Genomic DNA, 21,218 nt, shown 5'->3' with positions numbered 1-21,218 from the left:
TCCGTCAAGCAAGTTTAGACCCACTAAATACTTACTTGACGGAGCTTTGTTTACTTATTTGAATTTTGTATTTTCGCTTAATGTCAGAAAATGATTTATCTTCCCAGCGGCTCTCAAGCAGCCTGTTCTTTAAACCACTTAATAATTAAAGCTAATCCTTGCACGGACAAGACTATAATAAAAGGTAAAAACTGGATTACGTATCTACTCCTCCCTCCCTCAAAAATGAGCAAAAATAAACAAAACCCAACCACCGTATATTTCATCAACTGACTGATAATCGTGCTGAAAATGCGCTGATTAAAGCAAGCAAGATTATTAAAACCCATAGTATTTGTGCGACAAACCCATAACCGTTCTGCTGTCGAACAGCAACACCGTCGCGCATATATAATTTACGTATCGAATTTTCATTAGCATTTCCCTTCTCAAAGGCATCAATAAATGTACCATCTCCGCCCCATGCAAAGGTCCCGTCATTAGTGTTATTCATTTGTTTCTGCACTAAAAACTTTTCATAATTAGTTTTCGAACCAAACGCACTTAATCGCTGTTTCCACAGCTTCCAGTCACTCGCAGAACGCTGCCGGGGGCTTTTAATTCGGTAATCCTTGAAAACATCAGCACGGTTATAACCGCCAGATCCGTGAATTCCCATCGCAGCAAAATGCATCATGGGCAAAGCTTTATTATTGTCGATTTTAACCACCTCGTTGTGATTGCGATAAGCAACAATTGCAGTAGCAGTGACTCCACCACCAACTAACGATATTACTAAGGCCAAAATCATTAAACCACTTACAAAAACCCGTCGTGAAAAAAAGGGCAACCAAACTTACAATAACAATAGCAATATAAAAGATTACAAGCGATGGCTTCATAAAATAGCTCACAGCAACAATAACGCCAAGCACTAATGCAAGTGCTATAGTAAAAGTTTTTCTTTTTGAATTCAGTAATTTAACAAAAGTCAATAAACCAATAGAGCTAAGAAAAAAAAGCCCAATTGTCGGAATATGGCAGGGATACCCATGGCGTGATACCGAAAACCAGCGTACCCATAATTAAGGAAATCCAAAAGCCCCAGGTACTCCAAAGCAAGTTTTTAACAGCCAGGGCAAGAAAAACAATTCCACCGTCGATAAGCACAATATTGACATAATTAAGCATTACAACAAATGTATGCATGTTTGGCTGTCCAAAAATCAGCCAAAACCAGTGTTCAACCGCTAGTAACATGAAAGTATTAGGGTTACAAGAAAAGTAGTCCGTTACCCAACTCTTCCGCCCCATTGCAGTCCGAACGATAATGCCTGGATCCCAGATACTGTCACCAGATAAAAGATTGACCAGATAACATTGCCAACTTATCAATGCAATTGTAAAGATAGCAAAAATAAGCCAGCGATACTTTACAACTGCGGGTTTAATAGTGTTTATGACGGCGCTAACCCTTTTTCGAAAAACAACTAACAGGGCGGCCATTATGTACGTCAAATCTAACGTCCGCATCCCCGATGAAGACATTCCCTGAATATTAGGTAGAATCAGTCCGACACCACTAGCAAGCGTTATTAGCAATAATGGCACGTAAAAAAAGGTTGACAATAGTTTGACTTAAACGTCGCAATTAAGTACACCATCCCACATCAAGAAAAAGTAAATTCTATTTGTATCAGCGTGAAAAAGGGACCGGTCTCCCGTTCCCTAATAGCACCATCTTACCGCCAATACTTATCAAACAACGTTGCCGGCAAATGCCGCTTGTGTTCCGTCTTACGGTACCAAGCTTCAATCTTCTCGGCCACATCATCGGGCACGTCCTTGCCCTCAAGGTAATCATCAATGTTGCGGTAGGTCACACCCAGTGCCGTTTCGTCGGCCAAAGCCGGACGGTTATCTTCCAAGTCCGCGGTTGGAGCCTTCTCGTATAGATGTGCTGGTGCGCCCATAGCTTTGAGCATCGATGCCCCCTGGCTCTTGTTCAGTCCAGTTAGCGGGGTCAGATCAGCACCACCATCACCAAACTTGGTATAAAAGCCAGTCACCGCTTCTGCGGCATGATCAGTGCCAATTACCACCCCATGCGTTTGCCCCGCGATGGCGTACTGCGCAATCATCCGCGCACGGGCCTTAATATTGCCCTTGTTAAAGTCGGAAACCTGTAAGCCATTGGCCTCAACCGCCTGCTCCATCGCGTCTACGCTCGCCTTGATGTTGACGCGCATGGTCTCATCACCTTGCATAAACGCAATTGACTGCATGGCGTCAGCTTCATCAGCCTGCTCACCATAAGGTAAGCGTACAGCGATGAACTTGTAACTGTCATCCCCCGTTTCTTTCCGCATTTCAGACACGGCGCGTTCAGCAAGGGCACCAGCCAAACTAGAGTCCTGACCGCCGGAAATACCCAAAACGTAGGTCTTCAAAAAGGGATTAGCCTTCAAGTAGTCCTTCAAAAAAATCGACCCGTTTCCGAATTTCCCTTTCTGGATCAATGCTGGGTACTGCGTGTAACGTTTCAATAATCTGCTTTTGTAATGCTCGCATGTTCAATCTCCCACTAATTTAACTCATTAATCGACTTAGCTACAGCAGCACGAACCTGCTTAATGTAATCCATTTTGTGGTCATATAACTTTTGTGACAGATCCACCGGGTATTCCTGTGGGTTTAAATCACGTTTATATTCATCCCAAAGGGAATCCATGTTGCTTGCTGCATAGGCCCGGATATCGTGTAGATTAGGCAAATCGTAAACCAACTCACCATGATCAAAAATCTCCTGCAGCACCGGACGCGCCGTAAAGTTGTGCAACGTCTTGTTAATGTACGTGTAATTAGGATGGAACATGTACAGCTCGGACTGAGCCGCCGGATCCTCATCACTGACCGCGATGTAATCCCCTTCTGACTTACCATCCTTCGTATCGGTAATACGCCAAACCTGTTTCTTACCGGGCGTTGAAACCTTCTCGGCGTTGCTCGATAGCTTGATGGTGTCGACCATCTGGCCATCGCCGTTTTCAATTGAGACCAGCTTGTAGACTGCCCCTAATGCTGGTTGGTCGTACGCAGTAATTACGCGCGTGCCTACACCCCAAACATCAATTTTGGCTCCCTGCATTTTTAGGTTCTGGATGGTTTTTTTCATCCAGGTCGTTGGACGCATAAATTTTCGCTTGATCAAAGCCAGCCTCGTCGAGCTGCTGACGCACCCGTTTACTGATGTAGGCCATATCACCGCTATCAATCCGAACACCCTGAAAGTTAATCTTGTCACCCATTTCTGTGGCCACACGAATTGCGCTTGGCACCCCACTGCGTAACGTGTCATACGTGTCGACTAGGAACACACAGTCGTGGTGCGTTTTGGCATAAGCCATCATGCCCTTGTAATCACTACGATAGGTTTGAATAAGTGAGTGTGCATGGGTACCACTGGCCGGAATATCAAAGATTTTGGCTGCCCGCACATTGCTAGTAGCATCAAACCCGCCGATGTAGGCCGCCCGGGTGCCCCACAGTGCCGCATCCATCTCTTGCGCTCGCCGGGAACCAAATTCCAACAGCGGATCGTTCCCCGCCGCGGACCGAATTCGCGCCGCCTTGGTTGCAATCAAAATCTGATAGTTAATGATGTTCAGAATGGCGGTTTCCACCAACTGGCCTTGCGCCAACGGACCTTCAATCTGCATAACGGGTTCATTGTTGAAGACTAAGTCACCCTCCAGAGCTGAACGGATACTTAAGCCCAAACGCATGTCCTTAAGGTATTGAAGAAAGTCCTCTTCATAATCCTGGGTCTCACGTAGGTACGCAATATCCGTGTCACTAAAACGCAGACCTTGCAGATATTGCACCACCCGTTCGAGCCCGGCAAAAACGGCATACCCATTGCCATAGGGAATCGTGCGGAAATACGATTCAAACACTGCGTTGCGTTCCGCGATGCCCTCACGCCAGTAGGTATACATCATGTTAATTTCATACAAATCCGTATGCAGCGCTAGGCTGTCATCGGGAAATGTGGTTGTCATTATATTTCTCCTTCACGGTTATGCGGTGGTCAAACCCCATCGCCTTATTTACAGAAAAAAAGCCGTCACGGGTATTTTACCCCGTTGACGGCTTCAACACCAGTTGTTCAGCCCATATACTGGCAAAACAATCAGCATAAACAGCTACTTCATGTTCAAATCTTGTTTAATTTTCGAGGTGGAAATTTCTGGGGTCCGTGGCAAGTATATCACCTGCGCACCAGTATCCTTTTCAACAAAATCAAACTTACCAGCCCAATCATCGCCCATCACGAAGGTATCAATGTGATATTCCGCAATATCTGAATCCTTCTGATCCCAGGACTTTTCGGGAATCACTAAATCAACATAGCGAATTGCTTCGAGCAGGGCCTTCCGCTTCTCGTAGGGAAAATAGGCCTTCTTGCGCTTACTGTCCCAATTAAACTCATCAGTGGACAGGCCAACAACGAGGTAGTCACCCAACGCCTTTGCTCGCCGTAGTAATTCAATGTGTCCATAATGCAATAGATCAAACGTACCATACGTGATAACGCGTTTCATAAAGGGTCCTCTCAGTAAATAATTTTCTTATAATTAGTACGCACCAGAGTCTTTAGGATCAAACATCTGCAGGAACGTCTTAAAAATAATCCGAATGTCGAACCAAATTGACCGGTGATTGATGTACGTTAAGTCCAAATCCACCATTTGTGCAAACGTCAATTTGCTCCGGCCACTAACCTGCCACAAACCAGTTAAGCCTGGAATCACTTGCAGACGTTCCATATCCCGTTCATCATACTCAGCCACCTCGCGCGGCAACGCTGGACGTGGCCCTACGAGGCTCATATCACCTTTGAGAATGTTCACGAACTGCGGCACTTCATCTAGTGAATGATGCCGGATGAATTTACCGACTTTGGTGATACGCGGATCATCCTTAATCTTAAACATTGGCCCATCTTCAATTTCGTTTTGATCGGCCAACTGTCCCTTAATCTTATCAGCACCTTGCACCATGGAACGGAACTTCCACAGCTCAAACTCCTGACCGTTCTTGCCTACACGCGTTTGCTTGTACAAAACAGGGCCGTGATCTTCTAGTTTAATAGCAATTACAATATACAAAATAACGGGTGAAAAGATGACCAATGCAACACAGCTACCAACAATGTCCATCAGGCGCTTGGTCACTTTGTATACAACTGTGCTGGCACGCATAAGTTCAACTCCAGTAGTACTAGTACTTGCTTTCATGATTTATTCTCTCCTAAAATATCGTCCCCAGAACAAAAATTTCACCAGTAATGCTTGTCCCGGTTCGAACATTTGGCGTAAATCCGTTATCGCTGAATTTACCACAAACCCTAACTTACGTCCATATTACCACGCTGAACTCCGTGTTCAGTGCAGTTCATAGACGTAAAGAGCAATTATTAAGTAATCCTTATACAAATAAGTGCACAGTCCCCCGACTTGCAACACACGAGTAGAATCATACCATGAAAGCACGTACAGTATGCTACACTGTGCGTATACTGTAACAAGAATTTCACAATTGAACTTGGAGGAAATAGTATGACAGTACTTGTTTTGGGGGGAGCCGGTTATATTGGTTCACACATGGTTGACCGTTTGGTTGATCAGGGCAGCGACGTCGCGGTCGTTGACAACTTAGTTAAAGGACATCGGGCTGCAGTGCGGCCAGAGGCACGTTTTTACAAGGGTGACGTCCGCGATAAGGACTTTATGCGTTCCGTATTCCGTCAAGAGGACATTGAGGCAGTTGTCCACTTTGCTGCCTTTTCCATTGTTCCAGAAAGCATGCAGCAACCGCTGGACTACTTTGATAACAACACTGCGGGACTTATCAGTGTTCTGGAAGTAATGAACGAGTTCAACGTGAAGCGCATCGTCTTTAGTTCCACCGCCGCAACTTATGGCACTCCCGAGCGTGTGCCCATCAAAGAAACTGACAAGCAGGAGCCCATCAACCCTTATGGCGAAAGTAAGTTGATGATGGAGAAAATCATGCATTGGTCCGACTTGGCTTATGGCATCAAGTTTGTCGCCCTACGTTACTTCAACGTTGCTGGTGCCAAGGCGGACGGCTCCATCGGTGAAGACCACGGCCCCGAAACTCACCTAGTACCAATTGTTCTGCAAGTGGCCAACGGTCAACGTGACAAACTCAAGATTTTCGGTAGTGATTATGACACTCCGGATGGCACCAACGTGCGGGATTATGTCCATGTGGTTGATTTAGCTGATGCACATATTCTAGCCCTCAAGTACCTGGCTGCAGGCAACGACAGTAACGCCTTCAATCTCGGTTCCGCCACTGGTTTCTCCAACCGTCAAATTCTGGAAGCGGCTCGTAAAGCAACCGGCAAGGAAATTCCTGCTGAAGATGCGCCACGGCGTCCCGGTGATCCTGATACCTTGATTGCTGATTCTTCCAAGGCCCGTAAGGTTCTCGGCTGGAAGCCGCAGTACGATGATATTGAAAAGATCATTGCTACTGCTTGGAAATGGCATTCAACTCACCCTAACGGTTACAACGACAAGTAAAATGACATTCACTAAACATTAAAAAAAGCGTCAGTTGTGTTTACTGTGCGGACCCGGAACATTCCGAGTTAGAGCAACAACACAATTGATGCTTTTTAACTACTTAATTTTTTTTGGCAATGTAGATTGGACGTTTCTTCACTTCAAGAAAAATCCGGCCGATGTACCGCCCAACGATGCCAATGGCTAGTAATTGTAGCCCACCAATCATTAACATAATTGAAACCATCGACGGCCACCCCGCCGTCGGATCGCCATAAATAGCTGCGCGTACGACGATAAAAATTAACGCAAGTGCAGCCCCAACAAAACTAATCAAACCCAGACCTGAGACCAGCGTTAACGGGGCATCGGAATAATCGACTAGCCCATCAATCGAATAATTGAGCAAGCTCATAAAATTCCAACTAGTCTCACCATGTTTACGCTCAACATTTTTATACGGCAAATACTTGGTTTTGAACCCAACCCAACTAAACAACCCTTTGCTAAAGCGCTGGCTTTCGGATAACGATAGGACTGCTTCGACAACCTGTCTAGTCATAACACGAAAGTCACGAGCACCCGGAATAATTGGCGTTGAACTAACCGCGTTAATGATTTTATAGAACAAGTTCGCAAAAAAATGATCGTACTGGTGGTTCCCCCGCTCTATTAGTCCGCGCAGCACCAACAACGTCGTAACCATTACTTATGCCATCAAGCATATCTGGAATCATTGATGGCGGGTCTTGCAAATCAGCATCCAAAATACAATAAAAATCCGCTTTAGCATTAGACAAGCCAGCATACATCCCCGCTTCCTTGCCGAATGCTCGAGACATATCAATGTAATGCACATCAGGATTACTAGACTGAAGCATTTGGATAGCCATTAGCGTTTTATCAGTCGAACCATCATTAACGAACCAAGTAATCAGATGATAGTCTGATAACTGGCTAAATGTTTTTTTCTAATTCAGCGTAAATCAAGGGAACATTTTCTTCTTCATTATGGCATGGGATAATTGCCGCAAATGTTTGCATCCTTAATCCTCCCGTAAACTATTTTCAACTCGAACATGTGATAGCCATGAACTGGTACAAATAAAAACCGTCAAAATCAGTATGCCAGTGAGTGATAAAATTAATCCAAGCCTTAACCCAGGGACCTCATATTTAAGTACAACCTTGTGCCTGCCACTTGGGACATCAATACCCATAAACTCCCCAGCGACTCTACGTAATTTTTCTTGTCGTCCATCTACAAAGCCTTTCCACCCAGAATCGAAGGGAATTGTAGTGACAACAGTTCCATGCGAAAATTCTGACCCAGTTAAAAATTTAAGGCAGGCACCCTTCAAAGAAATCCCATCTATCGATTGATCAACCAATTTCTGGCGTGCCAATTTGAATGACTGCTCATTTTCCACCGCAATAAAAGGAGCTTGGTAAGTAACAAGAGATTCCTTGACCATTTTGTCAAGTGTAACTGTTATTTTCTGATTGCGTTCAAACTTGCCAAGATAAACTATGCCGTTCTCAGCATCACTCTGATTTAAATCTGATACTATTTTACCATTAACCTTAACTTTGACTGCAGCTGGTGTTTCCTTTTCAGCGGTAGGAAAAAAAAGCATACACGTTGCCTGAATGGTTAAGAACACTTTCAAAACTATTAATTTTCTTTGTCATTCTAGTGGTTGATTAATCATCATGTTCTGCGACCCAGCCAATCGCTTCCAAACCTCGTTTTGCACCAAAAACGGATTATGCGTTGGACTATATTCAACTTGTAGAGCTTTGTTGACAGTATCACCATTTGCCCTAAATACCAATGGGAACGCATTTACATCTCTCGTACCAAACCAATGACCTTTGGTGATTTTACTTACCCCAGATGCGACCGGCATCGTTAGAAAAGTATTATCACCGCTCATGCCATTGGCATTGGCATCCTCTACAATTTTTGAAAAATTTTTCGAGTTATTACCATATGTGTACTTAATTCCCAACAGCCTATCAAATGAAAGCGTAGAACCATTATTGAAATTTGACCATCTGGTCCAAGGCTGGTGCTTTTGATAATACCCCACAGCCGAGAGGAAATCAGTCAATTGTGTCGATTGTTGAGAAACATAATTGGAAACGCCGTTGTAACCTAATGTAATAGGATCATTGTCATTAGCTTGGTACCTATTGCCGATTCTGTAATTAGATTTATCGTTTCTAGTTACAAAACTTATCTCATCCCAACTTTGCAAAATAAATTTTTTTATATGCCCCTACTTTCATGCTTTCATTAGCAGAAAGCCTTTCAACTTTAAAGTCAACGTAAAACAACGATACTAAAGCAAGCACAAATGAAATTGCAAAATACCTAAGACGTCGATACGCAACAAACAAGTACAAAAATACGCAAATAGCTAAAGTTACAATCAGGACGACTAACATATATTCGAGTGACATATGCACCGTGCCAATAAATGCTAGTGTTAAAATTAGGGTGAAGGACGCAAATAATTGCTTAGCAAACTTACTTGAACTGTCATCAAATGCCCGAAGCAAAGCCACATAACCAAGGACGCAAAAGATGAAGGGAATCACGAAAGATTCACGTTGAGGGTAACCATTTGGCCAGGCCATTGCATGCCATATCAAGTAAAAAAAATCAATCCACGTTGTGAAAACAACGAAAATCAGCATTGCCCCTGCCAAAGCCCTATCGATAAACCTGACGCCTGATTGCATGAAAAAAAATAAAAAAATACAACTAAAACAAGTAATCCCACATAGATAATCGGGACATGTAAATTTGTATTAAAAACCTGGCTTTCGCTGAAAAGCTGACTAATTAAATTTGGAAAACTATACACTGGCCAAAAGTGGAAGATTGCGCTCTTTCGAACCTGAGATGAGCCAAGAAACCCTGGCAAAGTTACAACAGCTGAAATCAGGAGGACAAGTACACTGGAAAAAGCAAAACAAATTACCGTAATCGCAATGCTCTTCATCTTGCAAAGCAAAGCACGAATAATCCAAAAAAACAAAAACAATACCAGAAAATAAAAGAACTATGTAACCAAAGTAAAAATTTGTAATTATTGCGCCAGATGCCGAAACAATGAAAAGTAGCGGACGTCGGCCATAAATTATCCTGTCCATCCCTAACAATACAAGAGGCAATAATACGAGTGCATCAAGCCACATTATGCATTCCTTGTACGCAAATACAAAACTACACAATGGGAAGAAGCTCGAAAACATCAACGAAGTATAGTTCTTGAACCTTAGTTGGGAACCACACAATAATTCCTCATTAACAAACTTCGACTTCTGTAAAAACAAAAAAAAGTTGTGAAACCAATTAATGAGATTTTCACCACTGTAATTAACGTTCCAAAGTAAGGCAACTCAGTAACATGGAAGAAGAGCAATATCACGTTTAGCGGACTTAACAGGTAATATGTAATGACGCCGAAAACATTTCCACCCAAGCCAAACTCACTCGAGTAGGCCCAAGATGCATTGCCCGCTAGAGCTCTCTTCAAATAAGCGAACAACGCCATATATTGATTGCTAAAATCTACGCTCGCCACCGTGTTATGACCGAACGGTGCTACATGCGTGATAAAAAAAACTAATATCGTAAAAATACTAGGAACCAATAAAGAACTCACGTAAAAAGCCAGATTAGCAGGCCTAATTGTTTTTCTCATAAGAGACTCCCCCATTTCAAAAAAATGCACACTAAATTAATTATCCCACCCCTATCATTTACCCGCAGTTGACTGTAGGCTTAACTGCAAGAATTTTTCTAGAACAGTCCTTTTTGAGGGTGACAACTCACTTATCAAGCCAACATGATACCAATTCTGCCCAACGGACATGACAACTTAAAAAGGTTATTCAAGCGAATACAATGGTGATCAGACTCGTCTACTATTAGTTTGACTCACACATCCTTACTTTTCCGAAACACAAACAACTTGCTCAAAACATAATTGGCAATCACAACAATCACGTTGTCCAGAATCTTAACAACCAACGCGTCCCAGTGCAGTAATGAGATTCCAATCCATGTAATCAGCATATCCATCGCCAACGTGACTAAGCGCGCCCCAAAAAAATGACACCAGCTCCCGTAACGTATCGCTGAAACTACCATAGTGGCTATTAAACACCCATACTTTATTACTGAAAAAAAGCTACCAGGACCGATAGAAACCACGCCAGTACAGTACCGACCTGGTAATTACCGCCCAGTTGAAACCAAATCATGAATACGCCGATGTTAACGATGGTAGTGATTACGCCCCAAAAAAAGGTAGGCAATGATACTTTTATACTTGACAAACAGTTCCCTAACCATAATGCATGTCCCTCATCGCTTAATTTTTGAACGGATGATGCCAAAATAATGTACAGGGGCGGGCCGTGTCAGTAGAATCATTACCGTATACACAACCATACCCACAACAATTTGCAGAACAAATTCTTTAAAGCCGGCATTCATTTTTGCATTCATCGTATAAACCACAGCATACATAATCAGCCCAGACAATAAATACTTCCACAAGCCAGAAAAAAAAGTCGGCGATAATCAACCCGGTTACGTACAAATAACACCTGAATCAACGTAACGACCACTTCGGATAAAACCGTCGAAATAATAGCCCCATAAACGCCTAGCCAAAGAATTAAGGGCACATTCAAAATCAAGTTCGCAATCGCTCCGCCTGTAACTGATATGGTGTATTCCTTGTTCTTACCGATAGGCAGCAAATACTGGGTGCCGATTGCGTTGCTCCAAGCAATCATCACAATGATGATCGATTCAATGGGAATTAATTTACCAGTGACCGTAAATTGTGATCCCATAAACCACGGTGCAAACTTTGGCGATACGGCTGCCGTCCCAAACGCCATGGCAACCGACAACAACGTCACAAAGTCAAATGAACGATACAAGTACTCATTCAACTTCTTGAAATCCTTTTTAGCAAAAGTATTGGCCATTCGTGGCAACATGACCGTGCCAGTAGCAGTAACCACTGCAAGCACTAATTTCACAATACGATCAGAATACTCGTAGTACCCAGAACTGTTAACGCCATCCATAGCACCCAGCATGGTTTTGTTGAGTACCAGATAAATTTGGGTCGCAATCTGCGGTACAAATAATGCCAGCGACGGCCGCAAGTGCTGCCATATATGCAGATTGTGCCAATCAGGCTTGCGCACGTACTTGCGCATATACGGCCACAACGTCAAATTACCAAACAACGTTGATAACGTCAGAATCAGGATATAAAGGTTAACATCGCTTGAATTCTTGATGAAGGTAAAAATCATGATAACCGAAATAATTTTTACCGCAAAATTACGTAAGACGGTCTTCCCAAAATCCTCTAATCCCATAAAGAACCAGGATATATCCAGTGCCGCCGCCAAAATCTGCCATGACTGCGCAAAGTAAAATTCATGATATCTGTCCGTTATCATAAAGAAAATACCGAACGCCACATATGCACCAATAATGGTGATAAAGCGCATAAACGTGATTTCCCAAAATGATTGGCTGCGCTTTTTAAAATCATCACGTTGATACGCAATCGTCCGGTTACCATAAAGAGTGACCCCAATGCTACCAAAGAGCACAAAGTAGGTCACCACGGAATTAGTATAAGCATTGACCCCAACACCGTAACTGCCCAACACACGACTAATATAAGGCGTGGTCAGCAGCGGCACTATCAAAATAAAGACTTGATAGCCCACGTTGTAGAGGTAATTTTTGACAATCTTCATTTAACTCAACTCTTTTTTTCGCCGCGTACAGTGCCGCCCCAATGACTTGATCCATGTTGAAGTATTTGTACATACCCAAGCGACCACCAAACAGCACGCGATCCTTATCTTGGCGGGCTAATTCGTAGTACTTACGGTACAAGGCACTGTTCTTATCATCATTGACCGGGTAATATGGTTCATCACCCTTGTGCCAGGTCTTCGGGTATTCGTGGGTAATGATGGTCTTGTCAGTATCCGTACCCTCAAAGTGCTTGTGTTCAATGATACGGGTGAAGGCGTGATCCTTATCCGTGTAATTAACTACCGCGTTACCCTGGTAGTTGGGTGTATCCAATTCTTCAGTTTCAAAGCGTAACGAACGGTACTCAAGCTCGCCATACTTATAACCGTAGAATTGGTCAATCATGCCCGTATACACAATTTTGTCAGCCATTGCATCGTACTTGTCACGGTCGGCGAAGTAGTCGGCGTTCAACTCAACTTCGATGTTAGGATGGTCAAGCAACTTTTCAACAATCTGCGTATAACCACCAACAGGAATACCTTGATACTTATCGTTGAAGTAGTTGTTATCGTAAGTAAAGCGTACCGGCAAACGCTTAATGATAAACGCTGGAAGTTCAGTGGTTGGCCGGCCCCACTGCTTCTCGGTATACTCCTTGACCAGCTTATTGTAGATATCGGTACCAACCAGGGAAATAGCCTGCTCTTCCAGATTTTCGGGTTCCTTTCCCCCGAGCACCTGACGTTGCTCTTCAATCTTAGCCTTGGCCTCAGCAGGAGTGACCACACCCCACAGCTTGTTAAAGGTGTTCATGTTGAAAGGCATGTTGTAGATTTCGCATGGTAGTTAGCAATTGGCTGGTTCGTGTACCGATTAAACGTCGCCAGCTGGTTCACATAGTTCCAAATACGGTCTTCGGAAGTGTGGAAAATGTGCGCACCATACATATGTACCTGAATACCATCAATTTCTTTAGTGTAAATATTTCCCGCCACGTGATCACGCTTCTCAATCACCTTAACGGTCTTCCCGGCTTTCGCCGCTTCATTGGCAAATACGGCTCCATACAAACCAGAACCGACAACTAAATAATCCATAACAATGTTTCCTCCTGAATTAACTCTCAAACACCAACGGCGCTAAATGCTTCCTTAACAGCAGCTTCAGTAAATTGCCCCTTAACAAGTTTATTTCTAAAATCCATGACGTTGCGTTCCATCTGTGCAAACTCTTCTAACTTTAGTTCAGCAATTTGTTGTTCTGCATCAGCCAAAGAATCAACTAAGATACCGATATTGGACTTTTGCACAATTTCAGCCAAAGCTGATTCGCGCCAAACAATCAGAGGAATTCCTGCAGCCAAGTAAGATGACGCTTTATAAGGATTGTTATAGCGCAAGTATTCCCCCCAGCCGCCCTTAACGGTATTAGCACTAACACCGTCCCAGACTAGACCAAAACCATTCTTTAAAAACTTAGGCAACTGGTCGGGAGCCTTAGCACCCCGGTAACAGATTGCATCTGGCAATTTGTAACCCTTAGGTTCTTGCCCAAAAACTACAAAGTTCACACCGACACCACTGGAACGGTAGTGTTGCAAGAATGTTGACTTATCCAAATTACCTGCAAAAAAATAAGCGCCTAAAATTAGTTCCTGCAGATAAATTACCACTTCGATCACTGGAATCATCCTGATTAACCAGATAGTCGTAAAATTTTAAGGTATTGGCCGGTACACGGACCCCACGCCGCTCCATTGCTTTCTGCATTGAAGCATTTGGATAAATAATATGACTAAAAAGGTTTAAGCATTTTACCGCGTAAGACATTCTGGTGCTGGGGCGTAAAATGGTATCCTTCAAGGTTCGCTCAGTGAAACGCAGTGGATTGATATCATGAATGAAGGCAATAGTTTTGACTCCCTGTTTACGTAGATAGCTCATGATTTGCGCCGCAGCTGGATAATTAACATAAAGTGGGTATTGTACCACTAGGCAATCACCGGCCTGTAAATTACCAAAGGCGTGTGTCAAGTTACTTTTCGAGACCAGGCGGCCCCCAAAACGATCCGGGACCGACGCAATTGAGCCCATGTCATGAACTCCTAATGGCGCCATGATTTTAATCACATCTGCAATTGGCTTACTAACAGCAGAGTACTGATTGCCCGTACTACCAAGATAAGCGCCAACATTATAAATGCTCATTCTAATCTCCTAATTTGTTTGCCTCATGCACCTAAATGCCGATTTGAAAATAGCACTACCGGTTTTAAAATTCCCAGTTGCCAAAGCAACTTTTTTAACCGCATCTTCTTATTGCGTGGCCGATAAGGCTTCATCGTCTTAATGTGATGATTTACCTTAGCCAATAAGGCGCTATTATCATCACCATCATACCCAACAACACACATTGTGTACGCCTTAAAGTAACGCTTAATTAAATATTCCTGGCTAGTAGACGCAATCTTCCCTCCATGCTGCCGAGCAAATACTTCAACTTCGTTCAACATTACTAACAAGTCCTTAATGCTTCTCTGTGAGTAGACATGTACGTACGAATCTCGCCGTTGAAAGTAATAGTAATTTTTAAGGTCACAGATTTTTACAGACTCAGCAACAAATAACAGCCTGTAATACAACGAATTATCTTCAAAAATACGCCCAGCCGGAAACTTCAAATCATTTCCAAGATAAATCTGTCGACGAACGCAAAAAGCCCAGGAGAAGTTTGGAACTAAATTGAGAAAAAGGAACTGCGTGGCTACCAAACCGGTAAGTTCAGCGTTTCTCAGTCTGAAGTAACTGTCCTTAGCATCTGCAACGTTGCCTGAGAAAGTCCGGTAATCAGAAATTAAGACGTCCACTCCTCGTTGCACACGCACATTAATATCTGCCAAGAAATTACTGCTAACCACATCATCAGCGTCAACAAACTGAATATATTCGCCCCTTGCATGATTAATACCATTGTTACGTGCAGTGGCAACACCTTGATTTGATTGCAGTATTATCTTCACACGATTATCATTATTGGCCAAGCTTTTAGCCACAGTAACTGTGTTATCGGTCGACCCATCATCCACCACGAGTAATTCAAAATCAGTAAATGTTTGTGACAGTACCGATTTGACCGCACGCTGAAGATAATTCTCGACGTTATACGCTGTAATAATCACAGAGAATTTAACCATGAAGAAACCTCATTTCAAAAGAAAGTACGCTCATTGAAAATTAAGTACTTTCTTCATTATGACCCGCGACGCGTAACCTAAATCTGTGATGGGATTAAACCGCTGGACAAAGGCCTCCACCTTTGCGCTCTCACTGGTAAGGTCCACATTCTGAAGCAAGTCAACCAACTCTTGAACACTCATTGCAAAACTTAAACCTAGTTCACGTGGATCAATATACAATCCCCGCTTGGCGGAATATTCATCCAAATCCTCTATTAAAAGCATCACTGGCTTGTGCAATAGGGAAAAATCAAACATGATGCTAGAGTAGTCCGTGACCAGAAGATCGCTGATTTCCATCAACTGATTCAGATTACTGAATTTAGACACATCAACAAACGGGTTATTTTGCGTCTGTCCGACAAAATAATGACCACGGTAAAGAACATTAAATTTATTCAACAATCGTTCGGCTTGTTGGTGTGAAAAATCTAGTGTTAATTTGGTTTCGCCAGTACTATCATCCTGCTGATATTCTCGAAAAGTTGGTGCCAATAAGAGAGTGGGTTTGCCGTAATCCAAACCCAAGGAATGACGCAATTTTACTAGTTTACCGCTGTTTACATCTTTACCGAGTCCTTCATTTCTGGGTAAACCCGTAATTTGCGTTGACCGAGAACTCGGAAAAATGTGCTTAAATATTTTTTTGATCATATTTTCCTGACGCAGTGAGTAAGTCAAATTTTGCATGTTTATACCAGTAACGCGTCAAAAAGTTCAGTTCTGGCTCGTCAGGGCCCAAGTGTTTGAGAGGAATACCGTGCCAGGTTTGCAGGTACAGGTGCTGACGCCCCGACACATGAATTAAACGCTCAACGCTGGTGTTACCAATCCACACGCCAGACTGGGCCAGTATCCGATAGTACCCTAATGAATTGATATTGACACAAACAGTCCGTTTATTGGGTGGCACCATATGGTCGTTGCGCACCCCCCAGACAAAATGATAATCCCCAAACCGAGAATCAGTGAGCATCTTTTCATACACTGCACGTGGGCTATCACTGTACTGACGACCCGAAAAACTCACGAAAAGTATTTGTTTCTTGTCCGTCTTAGTAAAAAAAATCAATTAACTTAAAATACGTGCTAAAAAAAAGATATGTACAGCCAGCCCAAAAAAAACTTGAGCCTTTAATTTTGCTAGCAATCTGCTGAAGTTTAACCATTTAAACTACCCTTAACTCACTCAATATGAGCATCCTTTTTACTGCCGCCTAACAATTTACGCATCCCAAAATACCAGATTTTCTTGGCCCAGTGCTGATTTTCCATAAACATGACTGGTACCTCAGTAAACAGCGGCTGCTGCACATCCAACCAAACATCTAACAGAAGTTCACTAATATACCCAAACACGCGAGCTTCTTGCACACTATATTGGGCAATATCGATATGATTGCGTAAATCGAAAAGAATACCAAACAACCAAGTTGAATAGGCATCAAAATAATCGGTCCGCATAACAAACATGTTAAACATATGGGCACTTTTACGCTGCATAACTTTGTCAAAACTGGTTAAATAATCAGGTAAGTTGCGCTGAATGATACCACGAGTTACATCAAGCGGTTCAATATCGTGCGAATGTTGGTAGTGCGAGTAAAGTGTTTCCACATAATAATGCCGCTTAGTCGGCAGTACTACCGGGTATTTAGCCAACAGCTGATGCCACTGCTGAGCAGTCATCACTTGAGAAAATTTACCTACACTGAACGGATTAAGTGGCTTGTTAATAGTAAAATACCGGCGATAATGAACTAACCCCTTGTAATCTGCCGCACAATTTTTCCACAACCAGTACGTAGCTGTTAATTCGCTGAAGTTAGGGTTAAGTGCTGAGATGTTGTCGCCATCATCGTCGCGTTGATATCCGGATAAAGTTGGTTTATCTAAAGCCCCAACCTGGATGGGATGATAAACGCTATCTGAGGGCATTTGGTACTGCTTATGTGCCGCAACCCCAATAAACAAACTGTCCATGTTTCTATTGGCCTCCGAGTGTGTTAACTAACAAATTGCCTGCAATAAACCGTTAGGCTGAAGCTGATCTAAATCGTCGTATTCTGGGCGCTCATGGAAGGCCGTATCAAACCCATAGTTAAGGTTAGCAAACGCTAAAAACAAAATGCAGTCATACCCCGGGTTAAACAAAAACTGAGCTACAAAAGCGTGCAATAGTACCAAGCCTAAGCCAATCTGTAACGCGAGATAATGCTTTCTGCCGGTCCTGAAAATTATTACATAAACTATGATTGATGTAATAATTGCCATCACTATTCCATACATAATGACTAACTGCGCCATGGAACTATCAATCATAAAATACCCATATATCGTCCGATCCATGTTTTTACCGGCGACTCCGCCATAACCAGACATTGAAACGTACTGTCCAAACCAATTAATGGTATACCGTGTTAATGCCTCAGCCACTAGTGATATCCTACTCGACAACAAATGATTAATTTTGTCTGCAAACTGTGAACCATTTTGCCAGGCAATAGACAAATAAAACGTGCCTATTAAAAGAATTGGATACCCGATACTTAAAGCCACTGTCGCTAAATTAGAAACATTTTTCCGAAGCCATTTGGAATGAAAAGTAAAAGCATTAAGCATAAACAACACAACTGACAGTGCAATAACAATGCTATCTAGCCGGGCATTACATACGTAGTAGGCAAACACCGCCATGCACATAATTGCAAGACCATCACGCACACGGTAGTGATCATTTTTATAAACGCCAAAGAGAATGGCCAAAAATGTCAGGTGAGCCGCAAAGTCCGTTGGGTAAATAAAGCCCAGGGATTGGCGTACCAGGCCCTCACGACGATAGCGCAAGTTATCAATATCGCCCATCGCACAGATCATAACTGTAATTAAAACAAGTAAGATCGTTTCCAAAAGCGCTGTACCCACAATTTTGCGTCCACGCACACCATAAGCGCAAAATACTAAGGCGAGAAAGTAGAACATATTATAACTAGAAAAATACCGGATCACATAAGCAAAGTAAAATGCCATCGCCATCATGGCTAATATTGGCAGTGAAACCCGTTTAGTGAAAAAAAACCGAGATTAAAACTATGCCCAACCCGGCAACACGGCCCCACTTGATAATCCAGCCAATCAACGGTGTCCACTGTAATATCAACGTGGACTTAAGAAAAAAAAGCCAAAAAGATCAAGCAAAGCCTACCAAGTAAACCGTTTCACGTGCCGTCAGTGGGGCATTTTCCAAGCTAGTACGCCTTAAATAGTTACCTATTTGCATCGACAATTAACCTCACTAATACAAGCAAACCAACCAATTGCATTGGTTGGCCTTCAGTGCCTCAATGTTAACGAACTCGTTCTCGTACAAATTCCCAGGCAAAACCTACAAACGCACCAAAAACAACTCCCGTAACAACCATTACGCTCGTGTGCTTCGAAACTGGCTTAGATTTCGTAACTGCCTTAGCCGCGATGGTCAAATCATTATTGTGCATTAGGTGCCGTACCCGCGCAATAAAGGCTTGTGCAACTGCGTTGGCATAGTCCCGCGACTGCTTTGAAGACTTAGTGTTTGCACTGATGTAAATCATCTGGGAATTAGTCAGACTGCTAACCGAAATTTTTTTTACCTAGCTTTTCATAGTTCAACTTTTTCCTTGAATATTTCTTAGCAAAATCATGATTGTGATTGCTTGTTAGATTCCTTACCGCTGCTTTAGCCACTGGGTTACTTCTAGCTATTTCCTTGTAGGTAGTAATCACTTGAATATCGGCCTGCTGCTCGCGAAAGCGACCAGTGCCACTCTTCTTGCCATTGTTATTGTTAACCAAAATTGCTGCTTGCGAAGAATATGTCGAGCTCTTCATAAAGTGTGTGTAGACAAAAGCTAATCCACCAAAAATTATCGCTAACGCCACCATCTTTAATAGGCTCTTTTTGAGGATGATAAACAGTTCTTTGACTTCAATTTCGTTTTTCATGAATCTACATAACCCCGTTTTATTATCTTGGCTACAACTTACTCGTCAACTTCACGTCCGGATACTTATCGTGGAACCAGCGCTCCGCAAAGGCGTTCTCAAACAAAAGCAGCGGGTCGCCGTGTACATCCTTCACCAGCAGGTTCCGTGACGAACTCATCTTCTCGTCCAACTGGTCCGGATCGATCCAACGGGCCGTCCGGTTACCCATCGGTGTCATTTCCACTTCCGAATTGTATTCGTTTTGCATCCGGAACTTGAACACCTCAAACTGCAGCTGGCCGACAGCACCAAGAATGTACTCGTTGGTTGAATACGTCCGGTACAGCTGCACGGCACCTTCTTGCACCAGCTGTTGCATCCCCTTGTGGAAGCTCTTCTGTTTCATCACGTTTTTCGGCGTGACCTTCATGAAGATTTCCGGGGTGAACTGCGGCAGTGGCTCAAATGCCACCCCGTGCTTCCCGGCATAAATGGTGTCACCAATTTGGAAATTACCGGTATCGTACAGCCCCACGATGTCGCCCGCGACCGCCTCAGTGACAGTTTCGCGTTCAGCTGCCATAAACTCGGTTGAGTTATTCAGCCGGATCGTTTTGCCAGTCCGTTGCAAGGTCACGTCCATGCCCTTGGTGAACTCACCGGAGACAATCCGCACAAAGGCGATGCGATCCCGGTGGTTGGGATTCATGTTGGCCTGGATCTTGAAAACGAAGCCGCTGAACTGGTTGTTGGTTGGCTCCACCTCCGTGCCATCCACGGTCTTCTTGGCCGTTGGCGCCGGGGCGTATTGCACAAAGCTGTTCAGGAACGTCTCTACGCCAAAGTTGGTTAGGGCACTGCCGAAGAATACGGGTGTCTGGTCACCGCGTGCAATCTTGTCAACATCAAACTGGTTGCCCGCATCATCCAGTAGCTCAATCTCATCCAGCGTGGACCGGTACGTTGCTTCTTGCGCGATTGGATCATCCGCGGGCAACCGTCCCGCGTCATCTAGCGCCACAAAGCGCTCCGCCGGTGAGGCCGGACGGTAGCGCTCGACGCGGTGATTAACGCGGTCGTATAGGCCTAACAGGGTCTTGCCGGACCCCATCGGCCAGTTCATCGCGTAACCCTCGATGCCCAGCAAATCTTCCAACTCAGCAATGAGGTCCAGCGGTTCCCGGCCATCCCGGTCCAACTTGTTCATAAAGGTAAAAATGGGGATACCCCGATCCTTCACCACTTTGAATAGCTTCTTGGTCTGGGCTTCGATCCCCTTGGCGCTATCGATAACCATGACGCAGCGTCCACCGCCATCAGGGTACGGTATGTATCTTCGGAGAAATCTTCATGCCCGGGGGTGTCCAAAATATTAATGCGCTTGCCTTGATAGTCAAACTGCATCACGGAACTCGTCACGGAGATCCCCCGCTGCTTTTCAATCGCCATCCAGTCCGACTTAGCAAAGTGGCTCGACTTCCGTCCCTTCACCGTGCCGGCTTCACGAATCACCCCACCAAAAAGGAGGAGTTGCTCCGTAATCGTCGTCTTCCCAGCATCGGGTGGGAGATAATGGCAAAGGTCCGGCGCTTAGCCACCGCCTGTTCCAGTTCTGATTGTTTCATTA

The 21,218-nt window shown here is 43.7% G+C and carries 21 protein-coding genes and 7 pseudogenes; 1 reads left to right on the top strand and 27 read right to left on the bottom strand.

Annotated features, from left to right (window positions below):
• Positions 1 to 113: 113 nt before the first annotated feature.
• From JCM13996_RS13275 to JCM13996_RS00565, 8 genes and pseudogenes are all read right to left on the bottom strand, one after another.
• The gene (locus JCM13996_RS13275) at positions 114 to 266 is read right to left on the bottom strand and encodes a glycosyltransferase-like membrane protein (RefSeq protein WP_500778405.1); all 153 of its coding nucleotides are present in this window, start codon (positions 264 to 266) and stop codon (positions 114 to 116) included.
• Positions 266 to 790, bottom strand: coding sequence for a glycosyltransferase-like membrane protein (locus JCM13996_RS00590; RefSeq protein WP_054749200.1), 525 nt, complete (start codon positions 788 to 790; stop codon positions 266 to 268). The genes JCM13996_RS13275 and JCM13996_RS00590 overlap by 1 nt, the downstream gene beginning before the upstream one ends.
• A complete protein-coding gene (locus JCM13996_RS13270; RefSeq protein WP_500778404.1) occupies positions 702 to 974 on the bottom strand; it encodes a glycosyltransferase-like membrane protein in 273 nt (90 codons plus the stop codon). The genes JCM13996_RS00590 and JCM13996_RS13270 overlap by 89 nt, the downstream gene beginning before the upstream one ends.
• Before the next feature lie 13 nt (positions 975 to 987).
• Entirely contained in the window at positions 988 to 1,590 is a 603-nt protein-coding gene (locus JCM13996_RS00585) for a glycosyltransferase-like membrane protein (RefSeq protein ID WP_500778407.1), read from the bottom strand.
• 131 nt (positions 1,591 to 1,721) lie between these two features.
• Positions 1,722 to 2,550 (bottom strand): annotated as a pseudogene (gene nadE, locus JCM13996_RS00580) (NAD(+) synthase).
• Between the two features lie 13 nt (positions 2,551 to 2,563).
• Positions 2,564 to 4,040, bottom strand: a pseudogene (locus tag JCM13996_RS00575) (nicotinate phosphoribosyltransferase).
• Positions 4,041 to 4,184: 144 nt separating this feature from the next.
• The gene (tagD, locus tag JCM13996_RS00570) at positions 4,185 to 4,583 is read right to left on the bottom strand and encodes a glycerol-3-phosphate cytidylyltransferase (RefSeq protein WP_054749198.1); all 399 of its coding nucleotides are present in this window, start codon (positions 4,581 to 4,583) and stop codon (positions 4,185 to 4,187) included.
• A 33-nt stretch (positions 4,584 to 4,616) separates the two neighbouring features.
• Positions 4,617 to 5,243, bottom strand: coding sequence for a sugar transferase (locus JCM13996_RS00565; protein WP_225353390.1), 627 nt, complete (start codon positions 5,241 to 5,243; stop codon positions 4,617 to 4,619).
• Positions 5,244 to 5,600: 357 nt separating this feature from the next.
• On the opposite strand from JCM13996_RS00565, the gene galE reads away from it, so the two are divergent.
• Entirely contained in the window at positions 5,601 to 6,593 is a 993-nt protein-coding gene (galE, locus tag JCM13996_RS00560; RefSeq protein ID WP_054749196.1) for a UDP-glucose 4-epimerase GalE, read from the top strand.
• A 103-nt stretch (positions 6,594 to 6,696) separates the two neighbouring features.
• On the opposite strand, the pseudogene JCM13996_RS00555 reads toward galE, so the two are convergent.
• The 19 genes and pseudogenes from JCM13996_RS00555 to JCM13996_RS00480 all read right to left on the bottom strand — a co-directional run bounded on the left by JCM13996_RS00555 (position 6,697) and on the right by JCM13996_RS00480 (position 21,216).
• A pseudogene (locus tag JCM13996_RS00555) lies at positions 6,697 to 7,619 on the bottom strand (glycosyltransferase family 2 protein).
• A gap of 2 nt (positions 7,620 to 7,621) precedes the next feature.
• Positions 7,622 to 8,212 carry a YfhO family protein gene (locus tag JCM13996_RS13265; RefSeq protein WP_054749195.1) on the bottom strand — a complete coding sequence of 197 codons (591 nt, stop codon included), beginning with the start codon at positions 8,210 to 8,212 and terminating at the stop codon, positions 7,622 to 7,624.
• Between the two features lie 51 nt (positions 8,213 to 8,263).
• Positions 8,264 to 8,836, bottom strand: coding sequence for a YfhO family protein (locus JCM13996_RS13260; protein ID WP_054749194.1), 573 nt, complete (start codon positions 8,834 to 8,836; stop codon positions 8,264 to 8,266).
• A complete protein-coding gene (locus JCM13996_RS12140) occupies positions 8,820 to 9,341 on the bottom strand; it encodes a YfhO family protein (protein ID WP_263848851.1) in 522 nt (173 codons plus the stop codon). The genes JCM13996_RS13260 and JCM13996_RS12140 overlap by 17 nt, the downstream gene beginning before the upstream one ends.
• Complete coding sequence (locus JCM13996_RS12680; protein ID WP_369395674.1) at positions 9,272 to 9,628, bottom strand: YfhO family protein; 357 nt, start codon at positions 9,626 to 9,628, stop codon at positions 9,272 to 9,274. Before JCM13996_RS12680 ends, JCM13996_RS12140 begins: the two co-directional genes overlap by 70 nt.
• A gap of 37 nt (positions 9,629 to 9,665) precedes the next feature.
• Positions 9,666 to 9,881: pseudogene (locus JCM13996_RS12675) on the bottom strand (YfhO family protein); the annotation flags it as partial.
• A complete protein-coding gene (locus JCM13996_RS12670; protein ID WP_054749192.1) occupies positions 9,863 to 10,291 on the bottom strand; it encodes a YfhO family protein in 429 nt (142 codons plus the stop codon). The pseudogene JCM13996_RS12675 and the gene JCM13996_RS12670, both read right to left, overlap by 19 nt.
• A gap of 236 nt (positions 10,292 to 10,527) precedes the next feature.
• A pseudogene (locus JCM13996_RS00530) lies at positions 10,528 to 10,944 on the bottom strand (GtrA family protein).
• Between the two features lie 179 nt (positions 10,945 to 11,123).
• Complete coding sequence (locus tag JCM13996_RS00525) at positions 11,124 to 12,383, bottom strand: flippase (protein ID WP_439646446.1); 1,260 nt, start codon at positions 12,381 to 12,383, stop codon at positions 11,124 to 11,126.
• 4 nt (positions 12,384 to 12,387) lie between these two features.
• Positions 12,388 to 13,487: pseudogene (glf, locus tag JCM13996_RS00520) on the bottom strand (UDP-galactopyranose mutase); the annotation flags it as partial.
• 26 nt (positions 13,488 to 13,513) lie between these two features.
• Positions 13,514 to 14,071: a glycosyltransferase gene (locus JCM13996_RS00515; protein ID WP_156321780.1), complete on the bottom strand. Its 558-nt coding sequence runs from the start codon at positions 14,069 to 14,071 to the stop codon at positions 13,514 to 13,516.
• Positions 14,010 to 14,597, bottom strand: a complete 588-nt coding sequence (locus JCM13996_RS00510; RefSeq protein ID WP_054749190.1) for a glycosyltransferase — start codon at positions 14,595 to 14,597, stop codon at positions 14,010 to 14,012. The genes JCM13996_RS00515 and JCM13996_RS00510 overlap by 62 nt, the downstream gene beginning before the upstream one ends.
• Before the next feature lie 23 nt (positions 14,598 to 14,620).
• Positions 14,621 to 15,583, bottom strand: a complete 963-nt coding sequence (locus tag JCM13996_RS00505; protein ID WP_054749189.1) for a glycosyltransferase family 2 protein — start codon at positions 15,581 to 15,583, stop codon at positions 14,621 to 14,623.
• Positions 15,584 to 15,613: 30 nt separating this feature from the next.
• Positions 15,614 to 16,315 (bottom strand): CDP-glycerol glycerophosphotransferase family protein, encoded by a 702-nt coding sequence (locus tag JCM13996_RS12135; protein WP_054749188.1) that lies wholly within the window; start codon positions 16,313 to 16,315, stop codon positions 15,614 to 15,616.
• Positions 16,260 to 16,697 (bottom strand): CDP-glycerol glycerophosphotransferase family protein, encoded by a 438-nt coding sequence (locus JCM13996_RS12665; RefSeq protein WP_082383730.1) that lies wholly within the window; start codon positions 16,695 to 16,697, stop codon positions 16,260 to 16,262. Before JCM13996_RS12665 ends, JCM13996_RS12135 begins: the two co-directional genes overlap by 56 nt.
• A gap of 113 nt (positions 16,698 to 16,810) precedes the next feature.
• The gene (locus JCM13996_RS00495) at positions 16,811 to 17,608 is read right to left on the bottom strand and encodes a DUF4422 domain-containing protein (RefSeq protein WP_054749187.1); all 798 of its coding nucleotides are present in this window, start codon (positions 17,606 to 17,608) and stop codon (positions 16,811 to 16,813) included.
• A gap of 27 nt (positions 17,609 to 17,635) precedes the next feature.
• Positions 17,636 to 18,664 (bottom strand): hypothetical protein, encoded by a 1,029-nt coding sequence (locus JCM13996_RS00490; protein ID WP_054749186.1) that lies wholly within the window; start codon positions 18,662 to 18,664, stop codon positions 17,636 to 17,638.
• A 573-nt stretch (positions 18,665 to 19,237) separates the two neighbouring features.
• Entirely contained in the window at positions 19,238 to 19,609 is a 372-nt protein-coding gene (locus JCM13996_RS00485) for a Wzz/FepE/Etk N-terminal domain-containing protein (RefSeq protein WP_054749185.1), read from the bottom strand.
• A gap of 31 nt (positions 19,610 to 19,640) precedes the next feature.
• A pseudogene (locus JCM13996_RS00480) lies at positions 19,641 to 21,216 on the bottom strand (peptide chain release factor 3).
• Between the last annotated feature and the right edge of the window lie 2 nt (positions 21,217 to 21,218).

This window comes from Lacticaseibacillus thailandensis DSM 22698 = JCM 13996 (assembly GCF_001312865.1).
GTDB classification, from domain to species: Bacteria; Bacillota; Bacilli; order Lactobacillales; family Lactobacillaceae; genus Lacticaseibacillus; species Lacticaseibacillus thailandensis.
The sequence above is the reverse complement of the archived record's forward strand: the minus strand, read 5'-3'. Positions and strand labels throughout refer to the sequence as shown.